We start from the raw sequence: 11,402 nt of genomic DNA, 5'->3' as shown, positions 1-11,402 counted from the left end.
CATGCGCATCCCGCCTTTGGTCGCGCTGGCGCTCGCCTGGGTCGTGCTGATGCTCGGCGTCGCCATCCTCGCCGACGCCGCCGCACCCTATTCCTACACGGCACTCGACCTGCGGGCGCGGCTGTCGCCGCCCATCGGCTTCGGCGGGACCTGGGCGCATCCGCTGGGCACGGATGAGCTCGGCCGCGACGTGCTGTCGCGCCTGGTGCATTCGATCCGCATGTCGCTGCTGATCGCCTTCGGCGCCTGCATCATCGCCGCCGTGCTCGGCACGGCGCTGGGCTTCCTCGCCGCGCATTTCCGCGGGGCGGTGGAGCATGTCGTCCTCGCGCTGGTCGACTTCCAGGCGAGCATGCCCTTCCTGGTCCTGGCGCTGTCCGTCCTCGCCTTCTTCGGCAATTCGCTGCCGCTCTTCATCTGCCTGCTGGGGCTGCATGGCTGGGAACGCTACGCACGCATCTCACGCGGCCTCGCCATCAGCGCCGGCGCGCAGGGCTATGCGGCCGCCGTGCGGCAGCTCGGCGCCTCTCCGCTGCGCATCTATGGCCGCCATATCCTGCCCAACATCGCGAGCACCCTGATCGTCTCCATGACGCTCGCCTTCCCCGAGATCGTGCTGCTCGAAAGCGGCCTGTCCTTCCTCGGGCTCGGCGTGCAGCCGCCGGCGACGTCGCTGGGCTCGATGGTCGGCTACGGGCGCGAGTACCTCACGCGCGCACCCTGGGTGCTGCTCGCGCCCTCCATCACCATCGTGGTGACGACCCTCGCGGTCTCCATCCTCGGGGATTGGCTGCGCGACCGGCTCGATCCCACGCTCCGCTGAAGGGAAGAATCTCCATGGCCCATCGCACACTGATCGCCTCGCATCGCGGCGGTTCCTACCTCTGGCCAGAGAACAGCCTGATGGCCTTCCGCGAGACGGCGAAGCTCACGGTCGACCAGGTCGAATTCGACGTCCAGCTCTCGGCCGACGACGAATGCGTCGTGATCCACGACCCGATGCTGGACCGCACCACGGATGCGCGCGGCCCCGTGCGCGGGCGGACCCTCGCGGAGTTGCGTCGCATCCGCCTGCGCGGCGCCCATGGCGAATGCGTCCCGACCCTGGCCGAGGTGGTGCGCATCTATCGCGGCACGCCGATCCTGCTGCGCGTCGAGATCAAGGCCGATGCCGACCGCATCCATTATCCGGGCATCGGTCCGAAGGTGCTCGACGTGCTGGAGGCCGAGGGGATGCTCGGCCAAGCGGCCATCACCTCCTTCCAGGCGCCGATGGTCGCCGCGATCCGCGATACGAAGCGCTTCGGCGGCACGCTGATCTGGCTCTGCGCGCCGCAGGTCTGGCACGACATCGGCATGGACATGGCTTTCGCCACGGCGCGGGCCTGCGGCGCGTCGGGGATCGGCATCCACCATTCGCTGCTGCATGCGGGCGTCCTGTCCGCAGCGCGCGCCGCCGGCCTGTCGCCGGGCGCATGGGGCCTGAAGGACGCGGCGGACATTCGGCGCGTGCTGGACCTCGGGGTGGACATCTTCACCAGCGACGACCCCGTCGCCGCCCTCGACATGCGCGGAGCGCCGGACGGGGTCGCGCCCTAAGCGGCCCCGCGGACAATCTGCACGGGATCGAGCCGCGCGGCCCGCCGCGCCGGGATCACGGCCGCAATCCCGGCCGAGACGATGGCGAAACCGGACGCAACGGCGAAGATCCGCCAGTCCTCGGCCAGCATGAAGCGATCGTTGCCCGCAGGCGTCTCGGTGGCGAAGCGTACCTGCGCCAGGCCTTCGATCATCAACTGCCCGAGAAGGCAGCCCAGGACGGCGCCCAGCAGCCCGGCGATCGCACCCTGCAGCAGGAACAACGCCTGGATGTCGCCTTCCGTGAAGCCGAGCGACTTCAGGATGGCGATGTCGCGCGTCTTCTCGAACACCACGGTCGAGATGATGTTGTAGATGCCGAAGGCGGCGACCAGCAGGATCGCGCCCGTCACGCTGTACATGATGGCGTTCTGGATGACGAAGACCGTCAGGATGTTGCGGTTCTGCTCCTCCCAGGATTCCGTGCGGTCGCCGAAGCGCGCCTCGATCCGTCGGGCGAGCGGCTCGGCCTGGGTGACGTCGTCCAGGCGCAGCAGGATCTGGTTCACGACATTGCTGCGGTCCTGCAGGACCTGGTTGACCTTCAGCAGCGCGTAGCCCTGCGTCTGATCGAGGCTGACGAGGCCGGTGTGGAAGATGCCCACGATCTTCATCTGCAGCGTCACGCCCCGCGGGGAGACGGCGATGACCGTATCCCCCAGCTGCACGCCGAGCCGATAGGCGAGCGTCGATCCGATGATCAGCCCGTTCGCCGCCGAACGCAGATCCTCGAGGCGCCCCTGGACCATGTCCTTCTCGAGGTTGGCGACGCGGCGATAGCGTTGCGGATCGATGCCGGTGATCGTGACGCTCAGGTCGCGCGCACCGTAGCGCAGCAGGGCCGGACCGGTCAGGATCGGGGCCGCGGCGACGCCCGGCATGGCCTCGAGTGTGGCGAGCTTCTCCCCCGATGCGCGGATGCCGCGCACGCGGTCCCGCGGCTTCACGCCGCTGATGGAAACGGCGCCCTCGGCGACGGCCAGTTCCGCGGCCTGGGCGGGCGGCGTCCGCGTTTCGTCCTTGATGACGACGTGCGGCTGCACATCGATGACCTGTTGGATGAAGTACGTCTGGAAACCACGCATCAAGGATGCAATGGCGATGAAGAAGGCGACGCCGAGGGCGACGCCCGTGACGCTCACCATCGTCTGCCGGCGCCGCCGCGCGAGCATGCCGCGCGCCAGGTCGAGCAGCAGCTTCACGACCGCAGCCTGACAAGCTGGCCAGGCGCCAGGCCTGCGGGCGGATCGACCACGACCATGTCCCCCGGCGCGAGGCCCCGCAGGACCTCGACCGAGCGCGCGCCCTGCACGCCGAGTTCGACCCTGCGCGATTCAACCCGCTCGCGGCGGACGAGGAAGACATGGCCATCGCGCACCGCGGCCGGCGGAATCAGAACGGCCGCGTCGGTCTGGTGCAGGACGATGTTCGCCTCGACGGTCATGCCGATCAGCAGGGGCGTATCGTCCGGCAGGTTGAGGCGCACGCGATACGCCTTGCGCGTGGCGTCGCCCTTCGGCGTGATCTGGCCGACGGTCGCGGGAAGGACCTGGCCGGGAAAGGCGTCGGCGCGCAGCAGGGCGCGCTGGCCTTCACGAACCTGCGCGATGTCCTCCTCGTCCACCTCGGCGGTGACGCGCAGGGGTCGCGGCTCGCCGATCCAGAACAGCGCGGCGGGCGTGTCGACGACCTCCCCCACTTCCGCATCGCGCCTCAGGACCAGGCCGGCGGATGGCGCGCGGACGATGTAGTCGTCCAGGCGCCGACGGGCGGCATCGGCGGCGGCACGCACCGCCCGCGCCTCGGATTCGGCGCGATCGAGGGCGGAGCGCGAGGCGACCTCCCGCGTCACGAGCGTCCGGGTGCGGGCGAGCTCATCCTCGGCGAAGCGCGCACGAGCATCCGCTTCCTCGACCCGGTGGAGGGCTTCGCGGTCATCGAGGCGGGCCATGGGCTGACCTTCCACAACGCGTTGGCCTTCCTCAACCATCACCGCCGTGATGCGGGCCCGGACGGCGGGGCCGACCTTGGCCCAATGGACGGGCTCGACGCTACCGGTGGCATAGACGGCCCGCAGCGCGGGGCCGGTCGTTGCGACAGCGATTGCAACAGAGGGCGGCAAGGATCGCCACGCCCAGGCGCCGCCGGCGGCCACCAGGATGGTGAGAATGAGGAGGGCGCGGCGGCGCATGGCTGGGCATGGAATAGCATGGAACGGGCGGCCTGGCTTGGGTCGGAAACACCCGGTTGCAGCCTGGGCCGAGCGCGGGTATGACGCGCCGCCCGGGTTGCGTCGGAAGACGCGGCGGCCAGGAGCCGGCATAGCTCAGTGGTAGAGCAACTGATTCGTAATCAGTAGGTCCGCGGTTCAAATCCGCGTGCCGGCACCAGCACTGGCTGGACTTGGACACCGCCAGACGTTTCGGATCTCGCGCGGACGCCGCCATGGCAGTTTCGCTGGCGTCGTCACGGCCGCGCAGCCGGCCTTGTGCTCAGGCCGGGAGTGCCGGCTGATGCGCTGCCGCCGCCGCCGCGTCGGTGGCGATTGCGGGACCGCATGCCCAGCACCACCTTCCGAGCCGGCGCATCGGGGACATCGGCGCGCCTCAGCGTAGAAGGTTGGTTCCGGCACGGGCGTTGAGATTCCAGGAGCTTTCAGAGCACAGCGCCAGGAGGGACGAGCCCCACGGATTGCCCGAGCCAGGAAGGTTCCCGGAGGTTCTTGTACTCCGCTACCCCGGTGCATGACGGCGGGCCACAACAGCCGAACGGCTCTCTGGATGAAGGCCGAATATCGTGGGAGCCCGCCGGCAGATATGGCATTCCTATTTCGGCTGGCCGGGAGAACAGGAATGCTCACGCGCAGAATTTACACATTCTTGCTGACCTCCAACCTCGCGACTTCAGAAATTTGGTACACGAAACTATTCGGGCGTGGACCGGATAACAGGCCGATGGGAACGCTGGTGCAATGGGAGCTCTTCGCGCAGGCCGGCGTGGGGCTTTCAACCGACGATGAAATTGCCAGCAGAGGCGCGATATTCATCATCGTGGACGATGTCGCGGCCGAGCGTCATCGGCTCCAAGGCCTGGGGATCGCCCTGGGCGACGACATCGCGGGCGACTATTCGACGCTGGCGCAGGTGCGCGATCCCGACGGCAACATGATTACGTTCGCGACGGTGCCCTCGCCGCCCTATCCGCCAGCCAGTTGAAGCGGCTCCCTGCTTGCCGCGCGCGGTGCCGCGACCGGCCGGCTTCGGGATATCGCGGACCGCTGCCCCGCGGACGCAAGAGCCAGGTCAGCGCAGAAGGCAACCGAGGGCCTTCTGAGAACGCAAGTCCCTCCTGCGCCTTGCGCATCGGCGAAGCGACTTTCCTCGCCCGCCGAAGTATCCGCCGCCAGCGGCCGACGCGCCGACCCCTCAGGCGTTCCCGCGCGGGCCCGGCAAGCCGCCGTAGGTCGACCACGATCCCGTCACCAACCAACCGGCATCCACCGGAAGGTTGATGCCCGTGATCACCGCCGCCGCGTCCGAGGACAGGAAGCAGACGGCTTCCGCGATATCCTCCGGCGTCACCATGCGGCCGAGCGCGCTATTCCCCTCGAGCAGCGAGACGTCGCGCTCACCCTTGTCGATCGCCGCCTGCAGCGCGGGGGTCCGGGTGAAGCCAGGCGACACGGCGTTCACGCGCACGCCCGACCGCCCCCATTCGGCGGCCAGGCAGCGCGTCATCTCGATCACCGCCGCCTTGGCCGGCGAATAGGCGTGCAGCGGCATGGAACGGATGCCGGCGATCGACGCGATGGTGACGATCGCACCGCGCCCCCGCACCGCCATGCGCCGCCCGAAGGCGACGGCGGAATTCCAGGTACCGATCTGGTCGATGCGGATGACGTCCTCGACGTCCTTCTCCGGCAGTTCCTCCGCACGCAGTGGTCGCTGGATGACACCCGCGGACGTGACGAGGATATCCACCGCGCCGAGCTGCGCTTCGACCGCCGCGGCGGCGGCCTCGTTCGCCGCCATGGTCGCGACGTCGTGCGCGACGGCGATGCCGCCGATCTCACGCGCAAGGGCTTCCGCGCGCGGCAGGTCGCGATCCGTCACCGCCACCTTCGCACCGCGGGCCGCGAGCATCCGGCAGCAGGCGGCGCCGATGCCGCTCGCGCCGCCCGTGACGGCGGCGACCTTGCCGGTGAAGGTCCGATCACTCATGGCGGTTCTCCCTGGAGTCCTGCAAGGTCGATCGACGTCGAGTCGTACACCCTCGCGGCGAACGACGGCAGGCCGTGTCTCGATCTCGGTGCGCATGAAGGGCGCGAGCTGCCCAAGCGTGCAACAGCGGCCAGGCGGTGCCGACCATCACGTTCTGCCGTGCGGCATCGCAGGCACGGACGTCATGGCCCGTCCTGGCGGCGCCGGTGCCCGGCCGCGACCTGCGGGGCCCCACGAAGCGGGGCCCGTACCCGGTCGAAGCGCCTGGCGGCGGCGCAGGCCGCGTTCGTGTGCAGCCGCTTGAAACTGAGCCTCTCGCTGGCAACCGGGCTGCTCACCACGCCATCGTGACCCCGGCGTTGCTCGCACGCGACAAGGGCCGTCGTCGACCTCGCTGCAACCCGATCTGACCGTCAGGCGTTGGTCGGAACGGCAAGGAGGCGTCAGACATGGAGACCACAATTCCCCGCATCCCGTCCCAGGCCGATCGCGGTACCGAGGTCGAAATCTATTGGAAGGCCTGCGCCGCGATCCGCGACGGCGAAACCGCGGTCGGGATCGCCGACCTGCTGCCGCTCACCTGGTCGCGATCCTCGATCCTGCGTGAACGTGTTCGGCAGGTTCTCGCCAAGCACGGGGCTGCAATCCACTAGATGCGCAGGATCGGCCCGCCGAAAGCGGCGTCGGCACGCAAGCCGGACCCTCGCCCGGCGCTCACGACGCCGATGCACGCGCTCGCCCGAACCAGCGTTCCCCGAGCCACAGTGCCACATTGACCAGCAGGATCAGTACCGGCACCTCGACCAAGGGCCCGATCACCGTGGCGAAGGCCACCGGCGACGCCAGTCCGAAGGCGGAGATCGCCACCGCGATCGCGAGCTCGAAATTGTTGGACGCGGCCGTAAACGCAATGGCCGTGGTGCGCGGATAATCGGCCTCGATCAGCTTCCCCATCCAGAAGCTCACCAGGAACATCACAACGAAATAGATGCCCAGTGGCAGCGCGATCCGCAGCGCATCCAACGGCAGCCGCACCACATCGCCGCCCTTCAGCGCGAACATCGCCACAATGGTGAAGAGCAGCGCCGCCAACGTGACTGGCGCGATGCGCGGCAGGAAGCGATCGCGGTACCAGGCCTCGCCACGGCGCGCGATCATCACGCGCCGGGTCAGGAAGCCGGCCGCGAAGGGCAGCCCGAGGTAGAGCAGCACCGCCCCTGCGACGGTGGCGAAGGAGACGTCGACCACCCGCCCCTCGAGCCCGACCAGCGGTGGCAGGACGCCCAGGAAGAACCAGGCGTAGACTCCGAAGAACAGCAGCTGGAACACGCTGTTGAAGGCCACGAGCCCAGCGACATACTGGTTGTCCCCGCGCGCGAGCTGGTTCCAGATGATGACCATCGCGATGCATCGCGCCAGCCCGATCAGGATCAGCCCCGTCATGTAGTCCGGCCGGTCCGGCAGGAAGACGACGGCCAGCGTGAACATCAGCACCGGCCCGATCACCCAGTTCTGCACCAGGGACAGCAGCAGGACGCGTCGATCGGCGAAGACCTCCGGAAGCGCCTCGTAGCGCACGCGCGCGAGCGGCGGGTACATCATCAGGATCAGCCCGGCGGCGATCACGACGTTGGTGCCACCGACCGAGGCGCTGTCGAGCAGCGCCGGCAGGCCCGGCACGACAGCGCCGAGCGCCACCCCGAGCGCCATCGCACCGAAGATCCACAGCGTCAGCCAGCGATCGAGGAAGGACAGGCGCCGCGGCGCGGCTTCGGCGATCGCACTCATGCCGCGCACCCCGGCTGGCAGGACGATGCGGGCATGGCGGCCTCGAGCAGCTCGGCGCACCGCTCCGGCTGGCCGCCGCAGCACTCCTGCACCAGGAAGGCGACCAGGCCGCGCACGGTCTCCAGGTCCACCGTGTAGATGATCTGCCGGCTCTCGCGTCGGGACCGCGCCAACCCCGCCCGGGACAGGATCGCCAGATGCGTCGACATGGTGTTGTGCGGCGTGCCCAGCCGACGGGCCACCTCGCCCGCGGGAAGCCCCGCGGGTCCGGCGTTCAGCAGCAGGCGGAAGACCTGAAGGCGGGTGTCCTGCGCCAGGGCCGCGAAGGCCCCGGTGAGCTGATCAGCGTCCATATGTCGAGACTAACAGACATGATGATCCGCGCCTAGCCGGCTGCCACACCCCGGCCGCCTCGCCGGTCGCCGTCCGAGGCTCAGGCGCGCCCATCCGGCGCAGGTCGGCCCAGATCGTTCAAGGCGTCCGCCAAGTCGCGGCATTGTTCAGGCGACATCAGGAAATGCAGCCAGCCCAGGCCCGGGTCGCGCAGCGACAGTGCCGCGCCCAGCGGCGTCCGGCTGGACACCCACTGCGCGGACCGCACGCGGGATGCTCGAAACACCGGTTCGAGCTGGCCGGGAACGGCGTCGCACATCATCTCGCGAACGCGGGCCAACTGAAGGATGAGGTCCTCGAGCTCCAACGCATCCAGATGCAGGACACTCGGCACCGGGCCTGACGACAGTTCGAGCGCCGCGAACAGACCGTCCGAACTGAGGGCGAAGGCGACTTCCGAATGCATGGGCATGGGCGCCCTCCTCGCTCGACCCGTGGCCCGCGCGAAGCAGCCGCGGCCCATCTGACACCGTGATCGCAACGCGGCGGATCGGCATCCGGTTGCGGACGTCTCCTGACAGGGACGAGAACCATGGACCCGCTTCGGCGTTCTTCTCCTTCACGACGGAGAGTGCCGATGAACACACCGAAACGACCTCGGCTTCCACGCGACGTGCCTGCGCCGCCGCCGCCCGACCGGCCGGACCCGCGCCTGCGTCCGGATGAACGCAAGGAAGGCGGGCCCGACTTCGGGAAGGAAGGCCACCAGCGCGAGAAGGCGCGTCGTGATCACGCAGATGCGCTTCGCGAAGCCGACAAGGAGCCCGATGAGCGGTGAACTCTCGTTCATCCCGCACGTTGTCCCCCTGCCCACGGATTGGGCCAGCAAGGGAGTGTTGATGATGAAGAATAGGACCCTGATGCTCGGAACGACGCTGGCGTTCGGCATCGCCGCGCTGCCCGCTCTGGTTTCGGCGCAGACCGCCCCCTCTCCGACGCCGTCCCCGACGCCGCCGACCACGATGCCGGCACCGCAGACCGCGCCGCGGACCACGACGACCGCACCGGCCGTGACGACCGCGCCCGCGACGACGTCCGACGCCCGCCGCGCGAGCCGCGTCATCGGCGCGAACGTCTACAATGAGGAGAACCGCAGCGTCGGCGAGGTCCACGACCTCATGATCAGCCAGGCCGGCGGGCCGGTGACCGCCGTGCTGTCGGTCGGCGGCTTCCTCGGCATCGGCGAACGCTACGTGGCCGTGCCGCTGGGCGACCTCCGCTGGAGCAGCGAGCGCAATCGCTGGATGCTGCCCGGCGCCACGGTGGACAGTCTGAAGGCGCGCCCCGCCTTCACCTATCCTGAGCGGAGCTGACGTCGCAACGACCGGCCGGGCATTCGCCCGGCCGGTCTTCCGTCGCGGGAAGGGCCTCACCGCCTTGTGCTGGACGCCCGACTGCCACGCATTCGGTGCCGCCACAGCAGCTTATCGGTCGCGGTGAATCGGCTGCGTAGACGACGTGGGCGGAATATCTCCAGCGTGGTCCCGATCGCCCGATAGCCTTGACCGCAACGGCGCGCCCCATCGATTCGGCCACCCTACGAGCACCCATCCCGCCAGGACTTCCGTACGACGGCATCCGCGGGCAGGATCGGCCCGCCAGATGCAGGGATCGCTCGTGCGCGCCGATATCGCCAAGCTTCACCGCATGCCGCGTCGTCCTGCGCGATCCCGGGCGGGCGCGTCTGCGCCCGTCATCGGACGCGGCAGGACCGTCTCCGCATGAGGCTCGACTGGACGGCGGCCTGCGCCGAGGCCGAGGCGATCGCAGCGTCGTGGAACACGTCCGGCCCGGCACCCGGCGGTGCCATCCTGCTGTTTGATCGCGACGGCGTGCGTGGCGCGGCGTCCGCGGGACTGGCGAGCCTCCAGCACGGCATCGCCTTCAGCCCCCATACGCCGACCCGCTTCGCCTCGATCACCAAGCACCTGCTCTGCGCCTTCGCCCTGCACCGCGGACTCGATCTGCACGCCCCGCTCGGCGGGCTCGTCCCGGGGCTGCCAGACGCCATCGCGGCGCTCCCGCCGTTCCGGGCCCTGTCGATGACAGCCGGCATCCCGGACCTTCTCCAGAGCTACATGCTCTGCGGCGTGCCGGCCTCCGCCGCCGTGGACGCCGCCGCGCTCGACGACTTCACGACGAAACTGCCCGGGCTCGACTTCGCCCCCGGCAGCGAGATGTCCTACAGCAACACCGGCTATCGGTTGGTGGAACACGCGCTGGCACGGCAGGGCGGGGTCTTCGCCGCGTGGGTCGAGGGCGCGCTGAACGCGGCGCTCGGAACCGGCTTCCGCTTTCCAGCGGGATGGGATCGGTTGGTTGCCGGCCTCGCCGACGGCTACTGGCGCGAAGCACCCGACGCACCGTGGCGCGTCGGCTCCTACGGCATGGCGCTGTCGGCCTCCGGCGCCCTCGCCGGCAGTGCCGAGGATCTCGCCACCTGGCTGCGCGCCCTGCTGCGCGGCGATGGACCTGCCGGCGATGTGCTCGAACGACTCGCCACGCCCGTCACCCTCGCGGATGGGCGTCCTTCGCATTACGGCCTCGGGCTGCATGTGACGGAACTCGGCGGGGCGAGGCTCGTCGGACATGGCGGACACCTGCCCGGCTTCAAGAACCACTTCCTGCTCGACCCCGCGAGCGGCAGCGGCGTCGTCCTCCTCTCGAACCGCGAGGAGACGGAACCCTACCTGCCCACCCTGCGGATCATGGCGCGGCTGATCGGCACCGAGCCGCCGCGCGCCAGCGCGCCGTCGCTCCCGGCCGGCCTCTACGTCGAGACGGAAGGGCCCACCTGGCTCGAGCTGCACCAGGGGACGGCAACCTTCATGGGATCGCGCGATGCGCTGCTGCCGGGCCCGGCCGAGGGCGAAGTCGTCGCTCTGTCGCCCTACCTCCCCATGCGGCTGCGCCACACCGACGGCAGCATTGTCGGTGACGTCGGCCATGCCGCGCGGCGCTTTCAGCCCGTCGCGTCCGATGCGCGGCTCGCCGGCGACATCGCCGGCCGCTGGCGCGCGCCGGCATTGCAGGCCGAGCTCTCGGTCTCCATCGCGGCGGATGGCAACGCGACGGCGGCGATGGGCAGCGGCCCCCTGCATCGCGTCGTGCCACTCACGCCGCTCGCACCGGACCGCGCCATCATGCCGGTCGGGGCCCTCCCCTGGCCCGGGCGCGCCTGCCTCTGGCTGCGGTCACCCGAGATGCTGCGCATCGCGACGAACCGCAGCCGCGTCATCGACTTCCGGCGCGTGTAGCGCGCGCAGCCCCTTGCCAGCCTGCGGCGTGCGTCGCAGGCTCCGCCCGTCACGACCGGCGGCGCTGCGCATCCCCGCGCAGGCCCGAAGCCGAGGTGAGGAATCC

The 11,402-nt window shown here is 69.8% G+C and carries 12 protein-coding genes and 1 tRNA gene; 7 read left to right on the top strand and 6 right to left on the bottom strand.

Annotated elements, in window-relative coordinates; translation table 11 throughout:
* Window position 1: 1 nt before the first annotated feature.
* Together GWK16_RS09110 and GWK16_RS09105 are read left to right on the top strand one after the other, a co-directional pair.
* Window positions 2-823, top strand: coding sequence for an ABC transporter permease (locus GWK16_RS09110; RefSeq protein ID WP_170053599.1), 822 nt, complete (start codon window positions 2-4; stop codon window positions 821-823).
* 14 nt (window positions 824-837) lie between these two features.
* Window positions 838-1,599: a glycerophosphodiester phosphodiesterase gene (locus GWK16_RS09105; protein WP_170053598.1), complete on the top strand. Its 762-nt coding sequence runs from the start codon at window positions 838-840 to the stop codon at window positions 1,597-1,599.
* Here GWK16_RS09105 and GWK16_RS09100 read toward each other — a convergent pair.
* Window positions 1,596-2,840: an ABC transporter permease gene (locus GWK16_RS09100; protein ID WP_338144440.1), complete on the bottom strand. Its 1,245-nt coding sequence runs from the start codon at window positions 2,838-2,840 to the stop codon at window positions 1,596-1,598. The two genes, GWK16_RS09105 and GWK16_RS09100, sit on opposite strands and share 4 nt — an antisense overlap.
* Window positions 2,837-3,829 (bottom strand): efflux RND transporter periplasmic adaptor subunit, encoded by a 993-nt coding sequence (locus GWK16_RS09095; RefSeq protein WP_170053597.1) that lies wholly within the window; start codon window positions 3,827-3,829, stop codon window positions 2,837-2,839. The genes GWK16_RS09100 and GWK16_RS09095 overlap by 4 nt, the downstream gene beginning before the upstream one ends.
* 124 nt (window positions 3,830-3,953) lie before the next feature.
* Here GWK16_RS09095 and GWK16_RS09090 point away from each other — a divergent pair.
* Together GWK16_RS09090 and GWK16_RS09085 are read left to right on the top strand one after the other, a co-directional pair.
* A tRNA-Thr gene (locus GWK16_RS09090) sits at window positions 3,954-4,028 on the top strand.
* 564 nt (window positions 4,029-4,592) lie between these two features.
* Window positions 4,593-4,853 carry a VOC family protein gene (locus GWK16_RS09085; protein ID WP_211187209.1) on the top strand — a complete coding sequence of 87 codons (261 nt, stop codon included), beginning with the start codon at window positions 4,593-4,595 and terminating at the stop codon, window positions 4,851-4,853.
* 210 nt (window positions 4,854-5,063) lie between these two features.
* Here the strand turns inward: GWK16_RS09085 and GWK16_RS09080 are convergent, their stop codons facing one another.
* Window positions 5,064-5,858 carry an SDR family NAD(P)-dependent oxidoreductase gene (locus GWK16_RS09080; protein WP_170053595.1) on the bottom strand — a complete coding sequence of 265 codons (795 nt, stop codon included), beginning with the start codon at window positions 5,856-5,858 and terminating at the stop codon, window positions 5,064-5,066.
* Between the two features lie 449 nt (window positions 5,859-6,307).
* Here GWK16_RS09080 and GWK16_RS09075 point away from each other — a divergent pair, with 449 nt between their 5' ends.
* Complete coding sequence (locus tag GWK16_RS09075; RefSeq protein ID WP_170053594.1) at window positions 6,308-6,511, top strand: hypothetical protein; 204 nt, start codon at window positions 6,308-6,310, stop codon at window positions 6,509-6,511.
* A 61-nt stretch (window positions 6,512-6,572) separates the two neighbouring features.
* Here GWK16_RS09075 and arsB read toward each other — a convergent pair whose 3' ends face one another.
* From arsB to GWK16_RS09060, 3 genes are all read right to left on the bottom strand, one after another.
* The gene (gene arsB / locus GWK16_RS09070) at window positions 6,573-7,646 is read right to left on the bottom strand and encodes an ACR3 family arsenite efflux transporter (protein ID WP_170053593.1); all 1,074 of its coding nucleotides are present in this window, start codon (window positions 7,644-7,646) and stop codon (window positions 6,573-6,575) included.
* The gene (locus tag GWK16_RS09065; protein ID WP_170053592.1) at window positions 7,643-7,999 is read right to left on the bottom strand and encodes an ArsR/SmtB family transcription factor; all 357 of its coding nucleotides are present in this window, start codon (window positions 7,997-7,999) and stop codon (window positions 7,643-7,645) included. Before GWK16_RS09065 ends, arsB begins: the two co-directional genes overlap by 4 nt.
* Window positions 8,000-8,079: 80 nt before the next feature.
* Window positions 8,080-8,451, bottom strand: a complete 372-nt coding sequence (locus GWK16_RS09060) for a hypothetical protein (RefSeq protein ID WP_170053591.1) — start codon at window positions 8,449-8,451, stop codon at window positions 8,080-8,082.
* Between the two features lie 430 nt (window positions 8,452-8,881).
* On the opposite strand from GWK16_RS09060, the gene GWK16_RS09055 reads away from it, so the two are divergent.
* Both GWK16_RS09055 and GWK16_RS09050 read left to right on the top strand, forming a co-directional pair.
* Window positions 8,882-9,352: a PRC-barrel domain-containing protein gene (locus tag GWK16_RS09055; protein WP_170053590.1), complete on the top strand. Its 471-nt coding sequence runs from the start codon at window positions 8,882-8,884 to the stop codon at window positions 9,350-9,352.
* Window positions 9,353-9,760: 408 nt separating this feature from the next.
* Window positions 9,761-11,296 carry a serine hydrolase domain-containing protein gene (locus tag GWK16_RS09050; protein ID WP_170053589.1) on the top strand — a complete coding sequence of 512 codons (1,536 nt, stop codon included), beginning with the start codon at window positions 9,761-9,763 and terminating at the stop codon, window positions 11,294-11,296.
* Window positions 11,297-11,402 lie beyond the last annotated feature (106 nt).

This window comes from Neoroseomonas marina (genome assembly GCF_012927745.1).
GTDB classification, from domain to species: Bacteria; Pseudomonadota; Alphaproteobacteria; order Acetobacterales; family Acetobacteraceae; genus Neoroseomonas; species Neoroseomonas marina.
Note: the sequence above shows the minus strand (reverse complement) of the source record. Positions and strands in the feature narration are given on the sequence as shown.

What these genes read in the sequence shown, in the direction of transcription:
- GWK16_RS09110 (WP_170053599.1), top strand. Translation starts at nt 2, where the DNA reads ATGCGCATCCCGCCTTTGGTCGCGCTGGCGCTCGCCTGGGTCGTGCTG.
- GWK16_RS09050 (WP_170053589.1), top strand. Translation starts at nt 9,761, where the DNA reads ATGAGGCTCGACTGGACGGCGGCCTGCGCCGAGGCCGAGGCGATCGCA.
- GWK16_RS09085 (WP_211187209.1), top strand. Translation starts at nt 4,593, where the DNA reads ATGGGAACGCTGGTGCAATGGGAGCTCTTCGCGCAGGCCGGCGTGGGG.
- GWK16_RS09095 (WP_170053597.1), bottom strand. Translation starts at nt 3,829, where the DNA reads ATGCGCCGCCGCGCCCTCCTCATTCTCACCATCCTGGTGGCCGCCGGC.
- GWK16_RS09105 (WP_170053598.1), top strand. Translation starts at nt 838, where the DNA reads ATGGCCCATCGCACACTGATCGCCTCGCATCGCGGCGGTTCCTACCTC.
- GWK16_RS09060 (WP_170053591.1), bottom strand. Translation starts at nt 8,451, where the DNA reads ATGCCCATGCATTCGGAAGTCGCCTTCGCCCTCAGTTCGGACGGTCTG.
- GWK16_RS09055 (WP_170053590.1), top strand. Translation starts at nt 8,882, where the DNA reads ATGAAGAATAGGACCCTGATGCTCGGAACGACGCTGGCGTTCGGCATC.
- GWK16_RS09075 (WP_170053594.1), top strand. Translation starts at nt 6,308, where the DNA reads ATGGAGACCACAATTCCCCGCATCCCGTCCCAGGCCGATCGCGGTACC.
- arsB (WP_170053593.1), bottom strand. Translation starts at nt 7,646, where the DNA reads ATGAGTGCGATCGCCGAAGCCGCGCCGCGGCGCCTGTCCTTCCTCGAT.
- GWK16_RS09065 (WP_170053592.1), bottom strand. Translation starts at nt 7,999, where the DNA reads ATGGACGCTGATCAGCTCACCGGGGCCTTCGCGGCCCTGGCGCAGGAC.
- GWK16_RS09080 (WP_170053595.1), bottom strand. Translation starts at nt 5,858, where the DNA reads ATGAGTGATCGGACCTTCACCGGCAAGGTCGCCGCCGTCACGGGCGGC.